Annotated in this window: 24 protein-coding genes; 10 read left to right on the forward strand and 14 right to left on the reverse strand. The window is 71.0% G+C overall.

The window, feature by feature from the left end:
* Positions 1-125: 125 nt before the first annotated feature.
* Both IF188_RS13720 and IF188_RS13725 read right to left on the reverse strand, forming a co-directional pair.
* The gene (locus IF188_RS13720; protein ID WP_191172372.1) at positions 126-983 is read right to left on the reverse strand and encodes a DUF3027 domain-containing protein; all 858 of its coding nucleotides are present in this window, start codon (positions 981-983) and stop codon (positions 126-128) included.
* Positions 967-1,350 (reverse strand): cold-shock protein, encoded by a 384-nt coding sequence (locus IF188_RS13725; RefSeq protein WP_191172373.1) that lies wholly within the window; start codon positions 1,348-1,350, stop codon positions 967-969. Before IF188_RS13725 ends, IF188_RS13720 begins: the two co-directional genes overlap by 17 nt.
* 197 nt (positions 1,351-1,547) lie before the next feature.
* Here IF188_RS13725 and IF188_RS13730 point away from each other — a divergent pair, with 197 nt between their 5' ends.
* From IF188_RS13730 to IF188_RS13740, 3 genes are all read left to right on the forward strand, one after another.
* Positions 1,548-1,811: a multidrug ABC transporter ATPase gene (locus IF188_RS13730; RefSeq protein WP_191172374.1), complete on the forward strand. Its 264-nt coding sequence runs from the start codon at positions 1,548-1,550 to the stop codon at positions 1,809-1,811.
* A gap of 3 nt (positions 1,812-1,814) precedes the next feature.
* A complete protein-coding gene (locus tag IF188_RS20595) occupies positions 1,815-3,542 on the forward strand; it encodes a helicase-associated domain-containing protein (RefSeq protein WP_191172375.1) in 1,728 nt (575 codons plus the stop codon).
* 159 nt (positions 3,543-3,701) lie between these two features.
* Complete coding sequence (locus tag IF188_RS13740; RefSeq protein ID WP_191172376.1) at positions 3,702-5,360, forward strand: DNA repair helicase XPB; 1,659 nt, start codon at positions 3,702-3,704, stop codon at positions 5,358-5,360.
* Between the two features lie 102 nt (positions 5,361-5,462).
* Here IF188_RS13740 and IF188_RS13745 read toward each other — a convergent pair whose 3' ends face one another.
* Genes IF188_RS13745 through IF188_RS13755 form a run of 3 tightly spaced genes read right to left on the reverse strand, consistent with a single transcriptional unit; the run spans position 5,463 to position 7,311 of the window.
* Positions 5,463-5,939 (reverse strand): SRPBCC family protein, encoded by a 477-nt coding sequence (locus tag IF188_RS13745; RefSeq protein ID WP_191172377.1) that lies wholly within the window; start codon positions 5,937-5,939, stop codon positions 5,463-5,465.
* A 55-nt stretch (positions 5,940-5,994) separates the two neighbouring features.
* A complete protein-coding gene (locus IF188_RS13750; RefSeq protein ID WP_191172378.1) occupies positions 5,995-6,411 on the reverse strand; it encodes a hypothetical protein in 417 nt (138 codons plus the stop codon).
* 18 nt (positions 6,412-6,429) lie between these two features.
* Positions 6,430-7,311, reverse strand: coding sequence for an alpha/beta fold hydrolase (locus IF188_RS13755; RefSeq protein WP_191172379.1), 882 nt, complete (start codon positions 7,309-7,311; stop codon positions 6,430-6,432).
* A gap of 120 nt (positions 7,312-7,431) precedes the next feature.
* On the opposite strand from IF188_RS13755, the gene IF188_RS13760 reads away from it, so the two are divergent.
* Positions 7,432-7,983, forward strand: a complete 552-nt coding sequence (locus IF188_RS13760; protein ID WP_191172380.1) for a TetR/AcrR family transcriptional regulator — start codon at positions 7,432-7,434, stop codon at positions 7,981-7,983.
* 11 nt (positions 7,984-7,994) lie between these two features.
* On the opposite strand, the gene IF188_RS13765 is transcribed toward IF188_RS13760, so the two are convergent.
* The 4 genes from IF188_RS13765 to folE are packed head-to-tail and all read right to left on the reverse strand — an operon-like array spanning position 7,995 to position 11,472.
* Positions 7,995-8,702, reverse strand: a complete 708-nt coding sequence (locus IF188_RS13765) for a pyrimidine reductase family protein (RefSeq protein WP_191172381.1) — start codon at positions 8,700-8,702, stop codon at positions 7,995-7,997.
* A 1-nt stretch (position 8,703) separates the two neighbouring features.
* A complete protein-coding gene (gene folP / locus IF188_RS13770; RefSeq protein ID WP_191172382.1) occupies positions 8,704-9,606 on the reverse strand; it encodes a dihydropteroate synthase in 903 nt (300 codons plus the stop codon).
* Positions 9,603-10,841 (reverse strand): NAD(P)/FAD-dependent oxidoreductase, encoded by a 1,239-nt coding sequence (locus IF188_RS13775; RefSeq protein ID WP_191172383.1) that lies wholly within the window; start codon positions 10,839-10,841, stop codon positions 9,603-9,605. The genes folP and IF188_RS13775 overlap by 4 nt, the downstream gene beginning before the upstream one ends.
* A gap of 43 nt (positions 10,842-10,884) precedes the next feature.
* Positions 10,885-11,472 (reverse strand): GTP cyclohydrolase I, encoded by a 588-nt coding sequence (gene folE / locus IF188_RS13780; protein ID WP_191172384.1) that lies wholly within the window; start codon positions 11,470-11,472, stop codon positions 10,885-10,887.
* A gap of 100 nt (positions 11,473-11,572) precedes the next feature.
* Between folE and IF188_RS13785 the strand changes: the two genes are divergently transcribed.
* From IF188_RS13785 to IF188_RS13800, 4 genes are all read left to right on the forward strand, one after another.
* On the forward strand, positions 11,573-12,259 hold the full coding sequence (locus IF188_RS13785) for a helix-turn-helix transcriptional regulator (protein WP_318152881.1): 687 nt from the start codon (positions 11,573-11,575) through the stop codon (positions 12,257-12,259).
* Positions 12,260-12,323: 64 nt separating this feature from the next.
* Positions 12,324-13,016, forward strand: coding sequence for a response regulator transcription factor (locus IF188_RS13790; protein WP_018172550.1), 693 nt, complete (start codon positions 12,324-12,326; stop codon positions 13,014-13,016).
* Positions 13,017-13,134: 118 nt separating this feature from the next.
* Positions 13,135-14,805: a sensor histidine kinase gene (locus tag IF188_RS13795; protein ID WP_396652810.1), complete on the forward strand. Its 1,671-nt coding sequence runs from the start codon at positions 13,135-13,137 to the stop codon at positions 14,803-14,805.
* Between the two features lie 158 nt (positions 14,806-14,963).
* Positions 14,964-15,251, forward strand: coding sequence for a WXG100 family type VII secretion target (locus IF188_RS13800; protein WP_191172385.1), 288 nt, complete (start codon positions 14,964-14,966; stop codon positions 15,249-15,251).
* 155 nt (positions 15,252-15,406) lie between these two features.
* On the opposite strand, the gene groL is transcribed toward IF188_RS13800, so the two are convergent.
* The 5 genes from groL to IF188_RS13825 form a co-directional block, all read right to left on the reverse strand.
* Entirely contained in the window at positions 15,407-17,026 is a 1,620-nt protein-coding gene (gene groL / locus IF188_RS13805; RefSeq protein WP_191172386.1) for a chaperonin GroEL, read from the reverse strand.
* Between the two features lie 185 nt (positions 17,027-17,211).
* Positions 17,212-17,412, reverse strand: a complete 201-nt coding sequence (locus IF188_RS13810; protein WP_045298154.1) for a cold-shock protein — start codon at positions 17,410-17,412, stop codon at positions 17,212-17,214.
* 132 nt (positions 17,413-17,544) lie between these two features.
* Positions 17,545-18,114, reverse strand: a complete 570-nt coding sequence (locus IF188_RS13815) for a LytR C-terminal domain-containing protein (RefSeq protein ID WP_191172387.1) — start codon at positions 18,112-18,114, stop codon at positions 17,545-17,547.
* 84 nt (positions 18,115-18,198) lie between these two features.
* The gene (locus IF188_RS13820; protein WP_191172388.1) at positions 18,199-18,447 is read right to left on the reverse strand and encodes a DUF3263 domain-containing protein; all 249 of its coding nucleotides are present in this window, start codon (positions 18,445-18,447) and stop codon (positions 18,199-18,201) included.
* 9 nt (positions 18,448-18,456) lie between these two features.
* Positions 18,457-19,518: a DUF2332 domain-containing protein gene (locus IF188_RS13825; RefSeq protein ID WP_191172389.1), complete on the reverse strand. Its 1,062-nt coding sequence runs from the start codon at positions 19,516-19,518 to the stop codon at positions 18,457-18,459.
* A gap of 151 nt (positions 19,519-19,669) precedes the next feature.
* Here IF188_RS13825 and msrB point away from each other — a divergent pair, with 151 nt between their 5' ends.
* Together msrB and IF188_RS13835 are read left to right on the forward strand one after the other, a co-directional pair.
* Positions 19,670-20,074 carry a peptide-methionine (R)-S-oxide reductase MsrB gene (msrB, locus tag IF188_RS13830; RefSeq protein WP_191172390.1) on the forward strand — a complete coding sequence of 135 codons (405 nt, stop codon included), beginning with the start codon at positions 19,670-19,672 and terminating at the stop codon, positions 20,072-20,074.
* Entirely contained in the window at positions 20,074-20,610 is a 537-nt protein-coding gene (locus IF188_RS13835; RefSeq protein WP_191172391.1) for a nitroreductase family protein, read from the forward strand. The genes msrB and IF188_RS13835 overlap by 1 nt, the downstream gene beginning before the upstream one ends.
* Positions 20,611-20,623 lie beyond the last annotated feature (13 nt).

Raw genomic sequence — 20,623 nt, forward strand, 5'->3', positions numbered from 1 at the left:
AGGGCGGTCCTCCGCGCGCTGCGGGCGCGGAGGACCGCCCCTTTTCGCACCGTCGCCGAGCGCCGCGCTCGTCGAGCGGACCGAGGAACGTGCGGAGACGAGACGCTCAGGCCCTCGGTCGGCCCTCAGCGCCGCGTGTCGTCCGAGTAATCCTCGTCCGCTTCGTCGTCCTCATCGTCGGAGTCGTCCTCGTCATCCGGGTCCTCGTCGTCCGACTCTTCCTCGTCATCGGACTCCTCGTCATCCGAGTCCTCGTCGTCGGCGGACGCGTCGAGCACATCGATGTCGACCCCGTCGACGTCGCCGGCGTGGAGGATGGGCGAGCCGTCGTCGTCGAAGTCGGCGGCGTCGAGGTCGTCGACGTCGTCGAGGTCCTCCTCGTCATCTTCGTCGTCGTCCTCGGCCTCGTCGTCCGCGTGCGCGGCTTCGGCGAGCGCCGCCTGCGCGGCGTGGTACTCGGCCAGCCGCACCGCCCACGGCACCCAGTCGGGCGCCAGCAGCGCGCCGTCGCCGGGAAGCAGCTCGACCTCGAGCACGGTGGGCTCGGAGCCCTCGACGCGGGCGAGACTCACCGTCCAGAACCATCCCGGATACCCCGGGAGCCGGTTCGCGAACCGCAGCGACACGACGCCGTCGGGCTCGACGCGGTAGTCCGCGGGCTCGCCGATCGACGCCTCCGTCGTGATCTCGCGCAGCGCGGCCAGAGCCAGATCGTGCGCCTCGAAGAGCGACGGGTCGGGCTCGATGACGACGACCTCGGCGGGCTCCTCCGCCTCGGCTTCGCCCTCGACCGCATCCTCGACGAGGTCGACCAGCAGCGCATCGAGCACTCCGGTCTCGACCTCGACCACCTCGACGACAGCCTCGTCCTCCGCAGCACCCGTCACGTCGGTCTCGACGGTGCTGCTCGCGTCCGCGAGCGCTTCCGTCGCGACGGAGCCGTCGGCGTCAGGAGCGTCGATCGGATCAGGCGTCGAGCTCATCGGCCACCTTGCGCAGGACCGCAGCGACCTTGCTCGCGTGCGCACCGCTGGGGTACCGGCCGCGGCGCAGGTCGCCGCCGATGCCGTCGAGCAGCTTGACGAGGTCCTCGATGATGATCGCCATGTCGTCTGCGGGCTTGCGCGAGCGCTTCGCGAGGCTCACCGGCGCGTCGAGCACGCGCACCGAGAGCGCCTGCGGGCCGCGCTTGCCGTCGGCGACGCCGAACTCGAGCCGCGTCCCCGTCTTGGGCGCGGGCGTGCCGGCGGGCAGGGCGGTGGCGTGCAGGAAGACGTCCTGGCCGTCGTCCGTGGAGATGAAGCCGAACCCCTTCTCCTCGTCGTAGAACCTGACCTTGCCGGTGGGCATCGAGAACCTCGCTGAATCGGGCGCCGCGCGGCGAGCCGCGGGCGAAACAGTGCATGACGAAAGCGGGGGCTCCGTGTCCCCCACCCAGACAGCCTAGTCGCACAGGCTGCCCGCGGCACCGTTGCGACGCGGAGCCGCGGCGAGGAGCCCGGCGCAGGAGGCCGGTGCCGCCGGCATCGACGGGTAGGCTGGAGAGGATGAGCACGAAACCCGACGGCGACGTCCCCGTCCGCCGCATCGACCGCATCCTGGCATTCATGTCGCTCGGACTGCTCGCGCTGTCGATCGTGTGCTTCTTCGCGATCATGATCGCGTCCTCGGCGGGCGCCAAGATGGACACCGGCGTCTGGCCGGTCGTGGGCGTGCTGGTCTACTTCGCACCGATCGTCGCCTTCGCGATGCTGCTCGCCGTGCTCATCATGAGCTTCGTGCGGAGGGCCCGGGCGAACCGAGGAGGCTGACGCGTGGGCTCCGACGCGCGCACGCTCGCGACGCGGCTCGCCGAACGGGACGACGCCGCGCTCGCTGAGACGCTCGCGGCCCGGGGCATCTCACCTCACGTCGCCTGGCACGACTTCTTCGACGCCGCGGAGAGTCTGCTCGATCCCGTGCAGCTCGATCGCGCGCTCGTCCGCCTCGACCGCGGCGAGCTCATCGCGCTGGCGGCGGGTTCGGCCGTCCCAGGCGGTGACGCCGCGCTCCTCTCGCTGACCGACCAGGACGATGCGCCGTACGAGGCTGTGGCCGAGCGGATCGCGGCGGCGGCGGCATCCCGCCCCGGCGCTTTCACCGCGCCGCCCGCACCCGCGGATCCGCACGCTGCCGAGCCCCGCGCCGCCGCCGCGGCCGCCGAGCGCGCCTTCACCACGGCCGGGTCGCTGGCCGATGTGCTGCTGGCCTGCCTTCATACCCCGCTCGGTCGCACCGGCGCCGGCGCCGTCAGCGCCGTGGACCGCCGCAGGCTCGTGGATGCCGGGGCCATCGCCGCGCCGGACGACCTCGAGGATCTGCTGGCATCGGCCGCCGACTCCGGCCTCGCGGTCGCGCGTGAGCGGGAGTGGGTCGTGACCGAGGCGGGCGAGTCGTGGCTGCAGACGACGACGCCGCATCGCTGGGAGGCGATCGCCGAGGGGTACCGCGCCGGGCTGCCCCGCGGCATCCGGACCCCCGACGGCGGGTTCACGGCACCCTCGACCTGGCCGGATGCATACCCGCTCGACGACGACTGGCCCGACCGCGCGCGTCGCCTGCGGCGCATCGGCACGCGCTGGGGGCTGTTCGAGCCCGACGAGTCATCCTCCACCGAGTTCGCCTGGACGACCGTGCTTCGCATCGGTGGGCGGGCGGATGCGGTCACGATGGCGCCGTACCTGCCGGCCGAGATCGACCGGGTCTATCTGCAGGCCGACCTGACCGCGATCGCGCCGGGACCGCTGGCACCCGCTCTCGACCTGCGACTGCGCTCGCTCGCACTGCGCGAGTCGCGGGCGCAGGCGTCCACCTACCGCTTCACGGCCGAGTCGCTCGGCGCCGGCATGGGCGAGGGCGAGACCGCGGCCTCGATGCGGGAGTTCCTTGCTCAGCTGTCGCTGACGGGCATCCCGCAGCCCCTCGAGTACCTGATCGAGAGCACGGCCTCGCGGCACGGGCTGGTCCGCGTGCGTGCCGACGACGCGACCGGACGCACCCGGGTCGACAGCGTCGACGAGGGGCTGCTCGACACGATGGCCGTCGACCAGGCGCTGCGCCCCCTCGGCCTCGTCGGCGACGGCGACGGCGGGCTGTCGTCGCGGGTCGCGCGCGACGCCGTCTACTGGACCCTCGCCGACGCCCGCTACCCGGTGATCGCGCTGGATGCGTCCGGCCGCCCGGAGCCCATCCATCGCCGTGCCGCAGCGTCGACATCGGCCGCGGCCACCACCGCGCTGCAGACGTACGAGCGCCTGCTCGCCACGCTGCGCCGCAGCCACACGGCCGCGGGCGAGGCGGGCTGGCTCGAGCGCGAGCTCGAACAGGCCGTCCGCGCGCGTGCCGAGATCGTCGTGGTCGTGCGCATGCCTGACGGGTCTGAGCGTGCGTTCACGCTCGAGGCCTCGGGCCTCGGCGGCGGACGCCTGCGCGGACGCGACCGCGCGGCCGACATCGAGCGCACGCTGCCGGTGTCGAGCATCGTGAGCGTCCGCGCCGCCTGAGCCCCGGCATCCCTCGCCCTCGCTCGCTCCCTCGCCCCTCCCCTCCCCGTTCATCCGTCACAGATGTACGCGCGATCGGCCGATTCCTGTACATCTGTGACGGATGAACCAGAGGGGACGCGGAGCCCGGCACGGCGAGCGCCGGTAGACTCGTACGTTATGGCTGACGGACCCCTCATCGTCCAGAGCGACCGCACGGTGCTGCTCGAAGTCGCGCATCCCGACGCCGAGAGCGCGCGCCACGAGCTCGCGATCTTCGCCGAGCTGGAGCGCGCGCCCGAGCACATCCACACGTACCGCATCACGCGGCTCGGGCTGTGGAACGCGCGTGCGGCCGGTCACGACGCGGATGACATGCTGGCGACGCTCGACCGCTGGTCGCGCTTCCCGGTGCCGCCGTCGGTGTCGATCGACATCGCCGAGACGGTCGGCCGCTACGGCCGCCTCGTCATCGAACGCACGCCGGTCGCCGAGGACGGCTCAGGCGGAGAGCTCATCCTGCGCTCGACCGATGCCGCGGTGCTGGCGGAGGTCTCGAAGAACAAGCGCATCCAGCCGCTGCTGATCGGCCACCCCTCCCCCGACGCGTACGTGATCGACGCCTGGGCGCGCGGCCAGATCAAGCAGGAGCTGCTCAAGATCGGCTGGCCGGCGGAGGATCTGGCCGGCTACACGCCGGGCACCCCGCATCCCATCGATCTCGAAGAGGACGGCTGGACGCTGCGTCCGTACCAGCGCCACGCCGTCGACATCTTCACCGAGGGCGGGTCGGGCGTCGTCGTGCTGCCCTGTGGCGCCGGCAAGACGCTCGTCGGCGCAGCGGCGATGGCCGACACCAAGACGACGACGCTCATCCTGGTCACCAACACCGTGAGCGCGCGGCAGTGGCGCGACGAGCTGCTCAAGCGCACGTCGCTGACGCCGGAAGAGATCGGCGAGTACTCCGGCCAGACCAAGGAGATCAAGCCGGTCACGATCGCGACCTACCAGATCCTGACGGCGAAGCGGAAGGGTCAGTACGCGCACCTCGCGCTGCTCGACGCGCTCGACTGGGGCCTCATCGTCTACGACGAGGTGCACCTGCTGCCGGCACCCGTGTTCAAGCTCACCGCCGACCTGCAGGCGCGCCGGCGCCTCGGCCTCACCGCGACGCTCGTGCGCGAGGACGGCCGCGAGGGCGACGTGTTCAGCCTGATCGGCCCCAAGCGGTTCGACGCGCCGTGGAAAGAGATCGAGGCGCAGGGCTTCATCTCGCCCGCCGTCTGCTACGAGGTGCGCGTCGACCTGCCCGCCTACGACCGCCTGGAGTACGCGGCCGCAGCCGACGACGAGCGCTACCGCCTCGCCGCCACCGCGCCCGCCAAGATCGGCGTCGTCAAGCAGCTGGTCGAGCGCCACGAGGGCGAGCGCATCCTCATCATCGGACAGTACCTCGACCAGATCGACGTGCTGTCCGAGGCGCTGAACGCCCCGAAGATCACCGGGCAGACGCCCGTCGACGAGCGCGAAGAGCTCTATCAGGCGTTCCGCGTCGGCGAGATCTCGGTGCTCGTGGTGTCGAAGGTCGCGAACTTTTCGATCGATCTGCCCGAGGCATCCGTCGCCATCCAGGTGTCGGGATCGTTCGGATCGCGCCAGGAGGAGGCCCAGCGCCTCGGGCGCCTGCTGCGGCCGAAGCAGTCGAACCACACCGCCAGCTTCTACACGCTGATCGCCCGCGACACCGTGGATCAGGACTTCGCGCAGAACCGCCAGCGGTTCCTCGCCGAGCAGGGCTACGCCTACACGATTCTCGACGCCCACTCGCTCGCGGCGTAGGCGTCAGAGGCGGGCGCGCAGCGGCGCGCAGCCATGACGAGTGGATGCCGCGATCCGTCCCCCGCGTCGGGTCGCGGCATCCTCGCCCCCACACGTGCGTGGTCAGCGGCTCGCGAGGAAGTTCTCGATCCGGTCGAAGGCGGACGGCCAGACCGAGGCTTCGAAGAAGTCCCGCATCTCAGCGCTCGGAAACCCGGTCTGCTCGGCCGTCACCAGCGTGCCGGCCGCCGTCGGGGTGAAGGTGAAGGCGATGCGCGAGGCGATGGTGGGCATGGGCTGACCGCCGATGACCGATTCCGACACGACATCGGTGACGAGGCGGTGCGGCCGGTCGATGACGACGTACGTCTGCACGTCATGCACCTGCGTCTCAGGATTCGGCTGGAAGCTCGCCTCCCACACGCCGCCGACGCGCAGGTCGACCGACGTCTGCACCGCACCCGCGTCGGGCCCGAGCGGCGAGAGCCAGTCTCGCTGCTTCTCGGGATCGACCAGGGCGTCGAAGATGTCGTCCGCGCTGGCGCGCAGTTCGCGCTCCGCACGGACGGCGAGCGCGCCGGTCTGTTCTGTCTGACTCATGATGACCTTCCCTCCTCGGTGGACCGTCTTCGGATCGACGGCGCCATGCCGACACTCATCCGCCCACGGTCGCGGCGATCGCGACGTACAGCGCGGGGAAGAACACGGCCGCGCTGAACAGCGTGTGGAACTGCAGTGCACGCCCGTACCGCCCCGCGCAGACCGCGACCATCGATCGCCAGTAGTCCGGCAGTCGTGGCCTCGCCACCCCGCGGTCCCGGCTCGTGCGCCGGACCACCTCGGTGTCGCCGAACCCGATGAAGGCGACGAGAACGACGAAGCCCACCCAGGCCCACAACGGCTCGCGCGTCGCGATGAATAGCGTCCAGGGCACGAAGAACCCCAGCATGGCGACGACGTGCGTCACGATCAACCCCGCGTCCTGTCCACGCGCGTGCCGCGCCCACGACATCAGCAGCGCGACACCGACCGCGGCCTGGATGAGCCCGGTGATGAGGACCAGATACCCCATGTCGACGACGCCTTCCGCTCAGCCGGTCACCGGCAGGCCGGCGAACTCCCGGACGAGTCGCGCGACCTCGGCGGGGTTGTCGTCGAGCAGATAGTGAGCGCCGCCGGGCACGAACTCGATGCGCAGATCGTCGGCGTCGTCGGGAGACACGCGCAAGGCGTCATGGGGGATGAGGTCGTCCGCCGCCCCGTAGAGCACGAGCGTCGGCACCCGCAGCACGCGACCCCGGTACTTTCCCGCGATGAGGTTCCAGAAGCCCGGGAGGATCAGCTGGCGATACAGCGCACCGGCCGCTCGCGCGCGTGCCGGGTCGCGCAGCAGCGCCAGATACGCTTCGACGTCGTCGTCGCGCATGGGCTGCACCTCGAAGTGCCGCAGTATCCAGCGTGTCAGCCGCTGCTTGCCGCGCGACAGCAGACGGGGGCCCAGGACCGGAGTGGCCACGACGACCTGGAACCACAGATCCTTCATCGCCTTCACCAGCGCGCCGGCGAGCTCACGGTTCAGCTCCAGGTACGGAGCGGGCGCCGCGATCGCGACGAGACGACTGACCCGCTCCGGGTGGTCGAGGCACAGCTCGAACGCAGCGAAGGCGCTCCAGTCGTGCGCGACGATCATGACGCGTTCGAGCGCGAGCGCATCGAGCAGGCCGAGGAGGTCTCGCTCGATGCTCTTCACGTCGTAGCCGCCGGGTGTGACCTGGGTCGCGCCCGCACCTCGCATGTCGACTGCGATGAGGCGGGCGCCGCCGCCCATCGCTGCCATCGCTGCCATCGCTCGGGCGTAGACGCGGGAGCTCTGCGGGAATCCGTGCAGCAGAAGCATCGGCGCCCCCTCACCGGTCTCGACGGTATGGATCTCCAGGCCGGGGATCGAGATGGTCCGTTCGATGACATCCATGACATCCCCTGCCTCTCATGGCCCGCTGCGACGACCCCTTCGTCGCAACAGCAAGGATACTATTTCTGTAGTGCTTTGTCACTACTTTCGTAGTAGCGAGATCACGCCTATTGTCGAACCATGGCGACCACCCGCGACCGCGCGCTCGAAGCCGCCGTGCGGCTCGTCGGCGAGCAGGGCGTCCGCGCACTCACCCACGCGCGGGTCGACGCCGACGCGGAGTTGCCACGCGGCTCGACATCGAACTGGTTCCGCACCCGCGACGCGCTCGTCGCCGGGGTGGTGCTGTGGATCGCGGAACACGAGCGCGCGGACATGGACGCGGCGATGGCGCCCGCCGCGACGCCGGACGAGGTCATCGACGTCATGGAGAGGATGATCGAGGATGCCACCGGCCGCAACGCGGTGCGCACCCGGGCCCGCTACGCACTGTTCTTCGAGGCCAACGCCGCGCCGGGCGCGCAGCCGACGATGACGGCGCAGCGCTCGATCTTCGTGGAGTGGACCCGCGACCGACTTCGGATGCTGGGCGCACCAGACCCCGAGACGTCGGCGCCGGCTGTGCTCACCACGTGCGCCGGAATCATCGTGAATCGGCTCACGGTCGCGCCGGGTCTGCCGATCCGTCCGACGCTGGAGTTCGTCGTCCGTGCGGCGCTCGACGGCAGCTGAGCAACCGCCGCTCAGGCCGCCACGTACCGCAGGAAAGCGAACCCCTCGTCGTCGATGACGACGCCCGCGAGCGTGAAGCGGCGGTCGGACTCGGCGACCCCCTGCACGATGCGCCCCGCCTCTCCCCCGACGAAGCGCGGGGCGAGCGTGAGGCACACCTCGTCGACGAGGTCCTCTCCGAGCAGCGCACCGAACAGGTGCGGGCCGCCCTCGCAGAGCACCTGCGTCCAGCCGCGGCGCGCGAAGACGTCGAACATCTCGCCGAGGTCGACCGCCTCGCCGCCGCACGCCACCACCGTGGCCACCGGGTCGAAGAGCGACCCGTGTGCGGCGGCTGCGGCATCCGTCGTCACCAGCACGGGGCGGGAATGCGCGTCGGCGAACACGGGATCGCCCGGGTCGAGGTGCAGACCACCCGAGACGACGGCGAGCGCCGGCTGTTCGTCGAGGCCGCGCGAGCGGCGCCACTGGACGTCATCGGCACCCACCCGGACATCGCCGTAGCCCTCGGCGCGCACGGTGCCGGCACCGACGAGCACCACATCGGCCATGGCGCGCAGCACCTGCATCAGCGCGCGGTCGGTGCCGCCGCCGAGCGCGCCGCTGCGGCCGCCGAGGGTCACCGCGCCGTCGGCCGACGACACGAAGTTCATGCGCACCCGCGTGCCGTCGCGGCCACGCAGCGCGTAGGCGTCGAACAGCTCGGAGCGCGTAGGCACGTCAGTCGTTCCCCTCGGGGCGGGTGTTGTGCAGCTCGTACGCCGGGGCGCGCCAGCCGAGGATCGCCTCGACCATGCGCAGCGCATCGACGGTCTCGCGCACGTTGTGCGCCCGCACGACGCGGGCGCCGTGCAGCGCGCAATAGACCGCCGCGGCGAGCGAGCCGGACAGGCGGTCGCCGCGTTCGCGATCGAGCGTCTCGCCCACGAAGTCCTTGTTCGACAGCGCGACCAGCAGCGGCGAGCCGAGCACCGCGAGCTCTTCGAGGCGACGCGTGAGCTCGAGCGTCTGCCGCGTGTTCTTGTTGAGGTCGTGCCCCGGGTCGAGCACGATGCGTTCGGCCGGCACCCCTCGGGCGAGCGCCCGTTCGCGACGCGCCGAGAGGAACGCCGCGACGTCGCCGATCACGTCGTCGTAGTGCGGGAGCGGATGCTGCGTACGCGGCGCCGCAAGGCTGTGGGCGATCACCACCCCGGCGCCGCCCGCGGCGACCACATCGGCCATCGCGGGATCGTGGAGCCCCGTGGTGTCGTTGATGATCGCCGCACCCGCCTCGATCGCCGCGGCCGCTACCTCGGGGTGGAACGTGTCGACGCTCACCCGCGTGATCGGGGCGAGCTCGCGCACGACGGGCACGACCCGAGCGATCTCTTCCTCGACGGGCACCGGCGGTCCTGGCGCGAACTTCACCCCACCGACATCGACGATCTCTGCGCCCGCTTCGACCGCAGCGATCCCGGCGGCCACAGCCGCGTCGAGCGCGAACGTCGCGCCACGGTCGTAGAACGAGTCCGGGGTGCGGTTGACGATCGCCATCACGGCGATGTGGCGCGACAGGTCGAGCGCCCCGCCCGGCACCTCCAGCAGGCAGTCGGCGAGCACACGGTCGCTGAGCAGAGTCATGGCATCAGCTCCGTCAGCGGCACGTCGGGGTCGCGCAGCCGCTCCGAATCGACGCGGGCACCCGATCGGATCAGCGCCTGCACGTCCTCGTTGACGTCCCACACATTGACGTTCATGCCCGCGACGACGCGGCCGGTGTCGGCCGAGGAGGCGCCGTCGGTCCAGAACGCGATGAACTCCCGGGCCTCGAGGTCGCCGCGCACGACGATCGAGGCGTCCCTCATCAGCGGCGCGTAGCCCGACAGCTCCATCCCGAGGTCGTACTGGTCGGTGTAGAAGTACGGGATGTCGTCATGGGATGCCGGCAGCCCGAGCATCGACCGCGCCACCACCTTGCCGGCGTTGAGCGCGTTGGCCCAGTGCTCGCTGCGCACGTGCTGCTGCAGCACGGGGTGGAAGGCGTTGGCCACGTCGCCCGCGGCGAAGACGCCGCGGGCGCTGGTGCGCAGCGCGGCGTCGGTGAGGACGCCGTTCTGGATGTCGAGGCCGGCGGCCTCGGCGAGCGCGGTGTTCGGAACCGCACCCACGCCGACGAGCACCAGGTCGGCCCCCAGCGTCTCGCCGTCGACCACGACTCCCTCAGCGCGCCCGTCGCCGACGATCCGGTCGACGCCGACCGACGTGCGCAGATCGACGCCGTGGTCGAGGTGCAGGCGACGGAACACCTCCCCCATCTCCGGTCCGACGGCGGCGCCCAGCGGCACGGCGCCCTGCTCGAGGATCGCCACCTCGTTGCCGAACCCGCGGGCGGTGGCGGCGACCTCCATGCCGATCCACCCGGCGCCGATCACCACGAGCCGCCTGCCGCCGCCGCGCAGCTGGGCCGCCAGGGCGTCGGAGTCGTCGAGCCGGCGCAGCGTCGTGACGCCCGGCAGCTCGTGGCCGGGGAGCGGCAGCATGCGGGGCGTCGCCCCGGTGGCCAGCAGCACCGCGTCGTACGAGAGCCGCTCGCCGTCTTCGAGATGCACCGCGTACGCGGCGGGGTCGAGGCTGGTCGCCGAGACGCCGGTCACCAGCCGGATGCCGTGCTCGGCATACCAGTCGGCGGGGTGCAGGATCACCGCATCGATGCCCTCGGTGCCGCCGAGGTATCCCTTCGACAGCGGCGGCCGCTGGTAAGGCGGATGCGCCTCCCCCGCGATGACGGTGATGTCGCCGTCGAACCCCTCATCGCGCAGCGCCTCGGCGGCCGTGCCGCCGGCGAGCCCTCCGCCGATGATCAGCATGTGCGCCATGACATCTCCTCTCGTAGGTGCGGCCGCTGTGGATGCGAGCCGCTCACGCCCCGGCGAACCGCGCCTGCAGCGCCCGGTCGTGCGCGAGCTCGCCCCGGAAGGCCGTGGTGGTCGTCATCGCCGTCTCGCTCCGCACGCCCCGCACGGTCATGCAGAGGTGCTCGGCCTCGACCACCACCCCGACGCCGCGCGGCACGAGCGCGTGGTCGAGTGTTCGGGCCACCTGCATCGTCAGCGACTCCTGCACCTGCAGTCCGCGTGCATGGTGCGCGACGACCCGTGCGAGCTTCGACAGTCCCACCAGGCGCTCGCCGGGCAGGTAGCCGACCGTCGCGGTGCCGCGGAAGGGCAGCAGGTGATGACGGCACAGCGACACGAACGGGATGCCCCGCACGACGACCGGCTCGTCATACCCCTCGTCGTTGGCGAACGTCGTCATCTCGAACGGCTCGGGCGTGAGCATCTCGATGTACGCGTCGGCGACGCGACGGGGCGTGTCGGCCAGGTCGCCGGCATCCGGATCATGTCCCAGAGCGGCGAGCAGGTCCGCGACCGCGGCCATCGCCCGCTCCCGGTCGAACGGCGCCTCGTCGGGGAGCGCGTGCAGCGCGGCCTGGGCGGTGGTCGACATGTCGTGCTCCTTCGCGTGCGCCGGAACTGCGTCTGAGCCCGACGTTAGAACCGGCGATTTCTTTTGTCAAGGTTTTTGGTTTTAGAGGTACACTCGCTGCGTGAGCACATCATCGCCGCTGGCTCCGACACCGAACCGCGCCGGCGCCATCGCCGCACTGGTCGATCCCCAGCGCCGCGACCTCTACCGCCTCGCCGCCGAACGCGCCGTCAGCCGCGATGACGCCGCCGACGCGCTCGGCATTCCGCGCAGCACGGCGGCGCTCAACCTCGACAGGCTGGTGGATGCCGGCCTCCTGACCGTCTCGTACGTCCGGCGCTCCGGTCGCAGCGGCCCGGGAGCGGGGCGCCCCGCCAAGCTCTACCGGGCGGCGGCTGCCGAACTGGCGGCCACCATCCCGGAGCGCCACTACGAACTCGTCGGCGACCTGCTCGCGGGGGCCGCCGAGCAGGCCGATGCCGCCGGCATCCCCGTCCGCGATGCGCTCGCGTCCGAGGCCTTCGCCGCCGGCGCCGCGATCGGGGCCGACGCGGACGGTCTCGAAGCGGCCCTCGCCGCGTGCGGCTATGCCCCGGCCGACGCGCACCCCGAGCGGCCGGCATCCCGTGATCTCGTCCTCGAGAACTGCCCCTTCCACGCGCTCGCGACACGCCACACCGCCCTCATCTGCGGCGCCAACCTCGAGCTCGTGAAGGGGCTCGCGGTCGCCACCGGCGATGAGCGCACCCCCGTTCTGGCACCCGCCGCCGGCCGCTGCTGCGTCGAGATCCGCACGAGGTCGACCTGATCGAATTCTCAGGCGTGTCGCCGATATCCAGGCACGGCATGGATTCCGCCGACATAATGGGCCCATGACCGCACCGCGCATCCTCGTCGTGGACGACGAACCGAACATCCGCGACCTGCTGATCACCAGCCTGCGATTCGCCGGGTTCCAGGTCCGGGCCGTCTCGAACGGCGCCCAGACGATCTCGGCGGTGCTCGAGGAGGAACCGGACCTCATCATCCTCGACGTGATGCTCCCCGACATGAACGGGTTCAGCGTCACAAAGAGGCTGCGCGGCGCCGGCTACACGGCGCCGATCCTCTTCCTCACCGCCAAGGACGAGACCGAGGACAAGATCACGGGCCTCAACGCCGGCGGCGACGACTACGTCACGAAGCCCTTCAGCCTCGACGAGATCGTCGCCCGCATCCAGGCGATCCTGCGCCGGACGATGCAGGCCGACGAAGAGTCCGTCATCCGCGCCGGCGAGCTCACGATGGACCAGGACACCCACGACGTGCAGGTCGGCGACGTCAGCATCGACCTCAGCCCCACCGAGTTCAAGCTGCTGCGCTACCTCATGCTCAACCCGAACCGTGTGCTGTCGAAGGCGCAGATCCTCGACCACGTGTGGGAGTACGACTTCAACGGCGACGCCGGCATCGTCGAGAGCTACATCTCGTACCTGCGCCGCAAGATCGACCCGCACTCGACCGAGCCGCTCATCCAGACCAAGCGCGGCTTCGGCTACATGCTGAAGGCCGGCAAGACCGCGTAGCCGCGGGCGATCCAGCAAGGGGGGCGACCTGGCGCAGAAGCCTGACGCGATCACCCGGTGGTGGCGCGGAATCAGTCTGCGCGCGAAGGTCACCGGGGTCACTGTCGCGCTCCTGGGCATCGGGCTGATCGCGGCGGGCGTCGGGACGGCGGTCTTCCTGCGCAACTCGCTGATCGACGGCGTCGAGACCCAGCTCATCGCCCTCGGCCGCACCGAGGCGGGCGCGCCGCTGTTCGACTTCTCGCTGGTCGACGGCCAGCTCGCGGTCACTCCGACCGAGAATCCGGTCTCGGTCGACTACTTCGTGGCGATCTACGATCCGGCGCGCAATGAGAACAACCTGCTCGCCCTGGGCGGCGGCCGCGCCGGCAGCCCACAGCCGGCCGTGCCGCAGACCCTGACGCTGACCGACGCGCAGACGTACGAGCTCGACCCGTCCGAGCTGATGTCGGCCGACGGCGATGCGGCCTTCCTCGGCGTGACCTCTGTCCAGCAGTACCAGGACGGCGGCCTGTACTACCCTCAGCTGGTCGCCGTGCCGCTCGCGAGCGTCAATCGCACGATCGCGCAGTACCTCGGCATCTACTCGATCCTCGCGCTCGTGATCCTCGTCGTCGGGGCCTTCGCGACCCGGTTCCTCGTCACCCTGACGTTCCGCAGCCTCGGGCAGGTCGAGTCCACGGCAGACGCGATCGCGGCCGGCGACCTCACGCAGCGCATGACCGACATCGAGCCGAAGACCACCGAGGTCGGCCGTCTCAAGACCGCGATCAACGCGATGCTCGACCGTGTCGACGGCGCCCTCTCGCAGCGCGACGCGACGGTCCGGCAGATGCGCCGATTCATCGGCGACGCGAGCCACGAGCTGCGCACGCCGCTGGTCACGGTGCGCGGGTATGCGGAGCTGTACCGGATGGGGGCCGTGCGCGGCGACGAACAGGTCGCGCAGTCGATGGAGCGCATCGAGAAGGAGGCGATCCGCATGGGCGTGCTCGTCGAGGACCTGCTCGCCCTCGCCCGTCTCGACGAGCGGCGCGATGTCGTGATCGTGCCGGTCGACCTGCGTCCGGTGGCGAGGGATGCCGCACTCGACGTCCGTGCGGCGGCGCCGATGCGCCCGGTCACGGTGCTCGACACGACGCTCCTCGACCGCGAGCCGGCGCGTGACAACCCCGTCATGACCGCCCCCGAGGCGAAGCGGCGCGGCACGCCGCCGTCCGCGATCTCTCTTGCCGGCGCGACCCTGTCGATGCTGCGTCGCCGCCCGAAGCCGGTTCCCGCGACCGCCGGCGCCGAGCAGGCGGATCTGCCCCCGCTCGTTCCCGAGCCGGAACCGGTCGCCCCCGTCGGCGCCCTCGAGCCGATCGTGCTGGGCGACGAGAACCGCATCCGTCAGGTCGTGACGAACCTGCTCGGCAATGCCCGCCGCTACTCGGCCGAGGACTCCCCCATCGATCTGTGCATCGGGGTCGACGTGGCAAGCCGCATGGGGTGGATCGAGATCGTCGATCACGGCGAGGGCGTCCCCGACCAGATCAAAGAGAAGATCTTCCAGCGCTTCTGGCGTGCCGACACGTCGCGCACGCGCGAGACGGGCGGCTCGGGCCTGGGACTGTCGATCGTCGCCTCGATCGTCGAGGCGCTGCACGGCACCGTCGAGGTCATCGACACCCCCGGCGGTGGGGCGACCTTCCGCGTGTCGTTCCCGCTGGCCGACGCCCGCGATGCCGCCGACCACGCGTCGATCCCGACGCAGCCGCTGCAGCGTCCGACCGACGCCGCGCGCTGACGCGGGGCTCCTCCTCCCCAGGCGAGGGTCGCCGACGTGTTGTGCACAGATGCGGCTGAGAACGGAGGATGCCGGCGTCCGGGCGCGCGGCGAACCCTAACGTGGCGGGCACAGCGGGTGCGGCATCCGGTCCCCCGCCTTCACAGTCAGGAGATCCCATGGCCGTCTTCGCCGTCGACAGCGACTCGATCCTCACCTCGACGACCGCGGTACGCGGCACCATCGACCGGCTGCAGGCCGAGTCGAACGCGATGCTCGCGCAGCTGACGCAGCTGCAGTCGTCGTGGACGGGTTCCGCGTCGGCCGCCTTCGCGAGTGTCGTCGACCAGTGGCGCGGCACGCAGCGTCAGGTCGAGGAGTCGCTCGCGAGCATCAACGCCGCACTCGCCGCGGCGGGTCGCCAGTACGCCGACACCGAGCTCGCTACGACGAGCCTGTTCCGCTGAGCTGCTCGCCGCCGGGAACGACGAAGGCCCCTCCGTCCGGAGGGGCCTTCGTTTCATACAGGTCTGTCCGTGTCTCGGTACGCTCGTACCTCGCTACTCGACCTTGACCCGAGCCGGCTCAACGCTCGCTGGCGCTCGCATTGAGCCGTCACGCGTCAAAAGTCCATGCCGCCCGTCGGGTCGCCGGCCGGAGCCGCGACCTTCTCGGGCTTGTCGGCGACGACGGCCTCGGTCGTGAGGAACAGGCCGGCGATCGACGCGGCGTTCTGCAGCGCCGAGCGGGTCACCTTGGCGGGGTCGATGATGCCCTGCGCGAACAGGTCGCCGTACTCGCCCGTGGCGGCGTTGAGGCCGTGGCCGAGCGGGAGCTCCGAGACCTTGTTCGCCACGACGCCCGGCTCCAGACCGGCGTTGAGGGCGATCTGCTTGAGCGGAGCCTCGATCGCGACGCGCACGATGTTGGCACCGGTCGCCTCGTCGCCCGAGAGCTCGAGGGCCTCGAGGGCCTTCTTGCCGGACTGGATGAGGGCGACGCCACCACCGGCGACGATGCCCTCCTCGACGGCGGCCTTCGCGTTGCGGACGGCGTCCTCGATGCGGTGCTTGCGCTCCTTGAGCTCGACCTCGGTCGCCGCACCCGCCTTGATGACGGCGACGCCGCCGGCGAGCTTGGCGAGGCGCTCCTGCAGCTTCTCGCGGTCGTAGTCGCTGTCGGTGTTGTCGATCTCGCGACGGATCTGGGTCACGCGACCCTCGATCTGCGCGGCCTCGCCGGCGCCCTCGACGATCGTGGTCTCGTCCTTGGTGACGATGACCTTGCGCGCACGGCCGAGCAGGTCGAGGGTGGCGTTCTCGAGCTTGAGACCGACCTCCTCGGTGATGACCTGGCCACCCGTGAGGATCGCGATGTCCTGCAGCTGGGCCTTGCGGCGGTCGCCGAAGCCGGGGGCCTTGACGGCGACCGACTTGAAGATGCCGCGGATCTTGTTGAGCACGAGGGTCGCGAGAGCCTCGCCCTCGACGTCCTCGGCGATGATGACGAGCTCCTTGCCGTCCTGGATCACCTTGTCGACGACGGGCAGAAGGTCCTTGATGTTCGAGATCTTCTGGTTCGCGATGAGGATGTACGGGTCCTCGAACACGGCCTCCTGGCGGTCGGGGTCCGTGACGAAGTAGGGGTTGATGTAGCCCTTGTCGAAGCGCATGCCCTCGGTGAGCTCGAGCTCGGTGCCGAACGTCTGCGACTCCTCGACGGTGACGACGCCCTCCTTGCCCACCTTGTCGATGGCCTCGGCGATGAGCGCGCCGATCTCGGGGTCGGCGGCAGAGATCGACGCGGTGGCGGCGATCTGCTCCTTGGACTCGACCTCCTTGGCGGACTCGAGCAGCTCGGCGGTGATCGCCGCGACAGCCTTCTCGATGCCCTTCTTGAGCGAGATCGGGTCGGCGCCGGCCGCGACGTTGCGCAGGCCCTCGCGCACGAGCGCCTGGGCGAGGACGGTCGCGGTGGTGGTGCCGTCACCGGCGACGTCGTCGGTCTTCTTGGCGACCTCCTTGACGAGCTCCGCGCCGATCTTCTCGTACGGGTCGTCCAGCTCGATCTCCTTGGCGATGGAGACACCGTCGTTCGTGATCGTGGGGGCGCCCCACTTCTTCTCGAGCACGACGTTGCGACCGCGCGGGCCGAGCGTCACCTTGACGGCGTCGGCCAGGGTGTTCAGGCCGCGCTCGAGGCCACGACGGGCCTCCTCGTCGAAAGCGATGATCTTTGCCATGTGTGTGTCGTCCCTCCGGAACGTTGGCTTTGGGTATTAGCACTCAACAAACGTGAGTGCTAAATCATTCTGGCACTCGACCCTATCGAGTGCAAGCCGCGGAGGAGGACGCCGAAACGCACGGAAACGGGATGCCGCAGCATCCCGTTTCCGGAAGGTTCAGAGCGTCGCGCGCCCGGTGGAGGTCAGACGACGCGCACCGACTCGGCCTGCGGTCCCTTCTGCCCGGAGCCGACCGTGAACTCCACGGTCTGCCCCTCTTCGAGCACGCGGAAGCCCGACATGTCGATGTTCGAGTAGTGGACGAAGACGTCCTGGCCGTCGGCGACGGTGATGAAGCCGAATCCCTTCTCGGCGTTGAACCATTTGACGGTGCCCTGGGTCATGCGTATCTCCTGTTGCCGGCGGTGCAGGGCTTCATCGTATGCAGGCGCCGAGACGCGCCCGCATCGATTCGTCACTTGTTGACACGCAGGCACACAAGTGTTTACCGGCGCGAAACACACGCCGACCAAGGCTCAGGGAGCGGGAGTCGCGGACTGCCCGGCGGCAGTGCGGTCGAGGCCGATCACGATGGTGAGCTGCTTCACGTCCGCCGACGGCGCGGGGTACGCGTCGCTCTGCTCGGTGGCGGCGCCGCCGATGACCTCGGCGAGTCCGGCGGCGGCCGCTGCGTCGGCAGGATCGCTGTAGAAGACGGTGGTCGTGGGGAAGTCCTGCGAACCTGCCCCGCCCGCGGCGACAGCGTCCTCGGCCCAGCCCGCGTTCACCACGGTGTCCTTCATCTGCGTCGCGAGCCCCTCCTCGGGCGTCGCGTTGAGGATCTGCACCTGGTACGTCGTGTCCTTGACCGGCGTCACCTCAGGCGCCGGGGCCACTGTCGGCGTCGGCGTGGGCGCGAGGTCGATGCGGCCCGATGCGATCAGGGTGCCGAAGATCCCGACGGCGATCAGCACGACCGTCGCGAGCGCGGCCCACAGCAGCACGACCCAGCCGCGCATGCGCGGGTTCTCGGCCCGGTGTGCCCCGACGCGGTCCGTGTCCGGCAGGTCGTCGAAGCGATCCTGGGGATAGGGCGAGGTCGGCACCCGTCGATGTTACCCGGCGCAGCCTGTGGGGCCGTCCGCGACAGACCGGTGTCAGCCGAGGCGGCGGGAGCGGCGTCGCGCCGGTCAGCGGGCGTCGGCAGCGCGCACAGCGCGCTCGTGCAGACGCGCGTCGCGCAGACGGCGCAGTCGCTTGACCAGCATCGGATCGTGCTCCTGCGCGTCGGTGGTGTCGATCAGGCGACCGAGCAGCTGGTAGTACCTCGCCGGCGACATGCCCAGCTCCGCGCGGATCGCCTCCTCCTTGGCTCCCGCGTGCCGCCGCCACTCCCCCTCGAAGTCGAGGAGGGCGCGATCGCGGTCGGTCAGGGGCACACCGCAACGCTAGCTCGCGGCATCCACCGATCCCGCGTCCGACGCGCGCCTGCGCACGAATCCGCCGAGGGGATCGACCGCAGCCAGCGGTTCACCGTCGCGCGCGAGCACGAAGCCGTCCCACGTGGCCGGGTCGAGGGGTCCCCACGCGTTCTTCAGCCGCCAGTCGTGGAGTCCCGGCGGATCGATCGTGATCCACACGGCGTCGAGCGCATCGATCGCGGCGAGCAGCCGCTCCCGCCCCGGCCGGTCGATGTGGGGCAGCACGCCCGGCGTCGTCACCACGAGGGTCGCGTCCCGGGGCGCCCGCCCCGCGAGGCTGCGCAGCGCGGCCGGGTCGGTCGCGTCGCCCTCGACCAGCAGCGGCGGCTCGGCGGCGACGATGTCGAGCGCGGCGCGGATGCGGTCCGCCCGCCCCGCCTCGCCCGGCCACACCAGACTCGTGAGAAAGCGGCGGTCATCGGGGTCGGCGGCGTTCAGCGGCTGCAGGTCGATGCCCGCCCGCCACACCACGCGCGGCAGGCTCAGCGGCGGGACGCCTTCGACAGCGCAGTCCAGCACCACCGGCGACACACCGTCGTGCGGATCGAGCGCGCCCGCGCCGTCGGGGCCGAGCGTGCCGTCGGGGCCGCGATAGCGGTACGAGTAGCGGTCGGGGTACAGACACAGCCCGGCGCTGGCGCCGACCTCCAGCAGCGCGATCGGGCCGTCGATCCCGGCGAACGCGGGCAGCAGCGCCGCGCACCGCTGCGGCTCGTTGGTCTGCAGCCGGCGGATGGATGCCGCGGCCACCACGTCGTCGGCGTGCTCTCGCACCCAGGCGGCCCAGTCCGGGAACGGCCGCTCGGGGGCGCCGAGCATGCGCGTGACGGCGAAGACGAGGGGCGGCTGACGGCGTGTGGCCGGGATGCGGGCGAGGATGCCGGCGATGAGGGCGTCGCCGGCGACGCCCGCGGCCCAGTCCTCGTACAGCGCGGATCGCCCCGGCGCCTCGTCGCGGGCGAACCGGGCATAGCGCTCGACGGTACCGGCTTGTTCGGCAGCCGAGGTCTCGTCGGGTGCAGCATCCACTCCGTCATCCTCTCAAGAGCCATTCGAATCGCGCACCGTGCAGCGGCATCGCGCCGCCGGCGGCAGAGTGCGCGATTCGAAACGCCGACGACCCCGCACGCCGTCCGCTGCGGTTGAATGGAGGGGCAGCATACGAGGCCGAGGAGGACCCATGACCTACGCCGTTGACAAGAGCGACGAGCAGTGGCGCGCCGAGCTGACGCCCGACCAGTACGCGGTGCTGCGTCAGGCGGGCACCGAGCGGCCGTGGACCGGCGAACTGCTCGATGAGAGCCGCGCCGGCCTGTATGCGTGCGCGGCGTGCGGGGCCGAGCTGTTCCAGAGCGGCACGAAGTTCGACTCCCACTGCGGCTGGCCGAGCTTCTACGAGTCGGTGCGGCCCGAGGCCGTCGAGCTCATCGAGGACAACAGCCACGGCATGGTGCGCACCGAGGTCCGCTGCGCGAACTGCGGGTCGCACCTCGGGCATGTGTTCCCCGACGGCTTCGGCACGCCCACCGGCGACCGCTACTGCATGAACTCGCTGTCGCTGCAGTTCACCCCCGACGAGGCGTGATGGCCAGCGCGATGGAGGCGGCGCTCGCGCGCCGTTCGTGGTCGAAGGTCACCGACGAGGCGCCGACGCACGACGAGCTGCTGCGCCTCGTGGCTGCCGCGGGCCGCGTCGCCGACCACTCCTCGCTGCACCCGTGGCGGCTCATCGAGCTGCGCGGCGACGACCGCGAGCGGCTCGGCCGTGCCATCAACAAGGCGAACGGCGAGAAGGGGTCGTCGTCGAAACCGCTGCGCGCACCGCTGCTCATCGCGGTGGTCGCGAGCTACCGCAAGAGCCACAAGGTGCCGCGGTGGGAGCAGGAGGCGGTCGCCTCGGGCGTCGCGCACCTGCTGAGCCTGCTGCTCGACGACGCGGGGTGGGGCGTCATCTGGCGCACCGGGCACTACACGCGCGCGAAGGCGGTGGCCAAGCTCCACGGGCTGAAGAAGAACGAGGAGCTGCTCGGCTGGCTCTACGTCGGCGGAAAGCCGAAGAACTCCCGGCCCGAGCGGCGCAAGACCGTCGATGCGCGGGAGTTCCTCGGCCAGCTTCCCTGAGCGCGCCGTCCGC

The sequence above is a fragment of the Microbacterium helvum genome (assembly GCF_014779795.1).
Taxonomy (GTDB): Bacteria; Actinomycetota; Actinomycetes; order Actinomycetales; family Microbacteriaceae; genus Microbacterium; species Microbacterium helvum.

What these genes read in the sequence shown, in the direction of transcription:
- IF188_RS13720 (WP_191172372.1), bottom strand. Translation starts at nt 983, where the DNA reads ATGAGCTCGACGCCTGATCCGATCGACGCTCCTGACGCCGACGGCTCC.
- IF188_RS13725 (WP_191172373.1), bottom strand. Translation starts at nt 1,350, where the DNA reads ATGCCCACCGGCAAGGTCAGGTTCTACGACGAGGAGAAGGGGTTCGGC.
- IF188_RS13730 (WP_191172374.1), top strand. Translation starts at nt 1,548, where the DNA reads ATGAGCACGAAACCCGACGGCGACGTCCCCGTCCGCCGCATCGACCGC.
- IF188_RS13740 (WP_191172376.1), top strand. Translation starts at nt 3,702, where the DNA reads ATGGCTGACGGACCCCTCATCGTCCAGAGCGACCGCACGGTGCTGCTC.
- IF188_RS13745 (WP_191172377.1), bottom strand. Translation starts at nt 5,939, where the DNA reads ATGAGTCAGACAGAACAGACCGGCGCGCTCGCCGTCCGTGCGGAGCGC.
- IF188_RS13750 (WP_191172378.1), bottom strand. Translation starts at nt 6,411, where the DNA reads ATGGGGTATCTGGTCCTCATCACCGGGCTCATCCAGGCCGCGGTCGGT.
- IF188_RS13755 (WP_191172379.1), bottom strand. Translation starts at nt 7,311, where the DNA reads ATGGATGTCATCGAACGGACCATCTCGATCCCCGGCCTGGAGATCCAT.
- IF188_RS13760 (WP_191172380.1), top strand. Translation starts at nt 7,432, where the DNA reads ATGGCGACCACCCGCGACCGCGCGCTCGAAGCCGCCGTGCGGCTCGTC.
- folP (WP_191172382.1), bottom strand. Translation starts at nt 9,606, where the DNA reads ATGACTCTGCTCAGCGACCGTGTGCTCGCCGACTGCCTGCTGGAGGTG.
- IF188_RS13775 (WP_191172383.1), bottom strand. Translation starts at nt 10,841, where the DNA reads ATGGCGCACATGCTGATCATCGGCGGAGGGCTCGCCGGCGGCACGGCC.
- folE (WP_191172384.1), bottom strand. Translation starts at nt 11,472, where the DNA reads ATGTCGACCACCGCCCAGGCCGCGCTGCACGCGCTCCCCGACGAGGCG.
- IF188_RS13790 (WP_018172550.1), top strand. Translation starts at nt 12,324, where the DNA reads ATGACCGCACCGCGCATCCTCGTCGTGGACGACGAACCGAACATCCGC.
- IF188_RS13800 (WP_191172385.1), top strand. Translation starts at nt 14,964, where the DNA reads ATGGCCGTCTTCGCCGTCGACAGCGACTCGATCCTCACCTCGACGACC.
- groL (WP_191172386.1), bottom strand. Translation starts at nt 17,026, where the DNA reads ATGGCAAAGATCATCGCTTTCGACGAGGAGGCCCGTCGTGGCCTCGAG.
- IF188_RS13810 (WP_045298154.1), bottom strand. Translation starts at nt 17,412, where the DNA reads ATGACCCAGGGCACCGTCAAATGGTTCAACGCCGAGAAGGGATTCGGC.
- msrB (WP_191172390.1), top strand. Translation starts at nt 19,670, where the DNA reads ATGACCTACGCCGTTGACAAGAGCGACGAGCAGTGGCGCGCCGAGCTG.
- IF188_RS13835 (WP_191172391.1), top strand. Translation starts at nt 20,074, where the DNA reads ATGGCCAGCGCGATGGAGGCGGCGCTCGCGCGCCGTTCGTGGTCGAAG.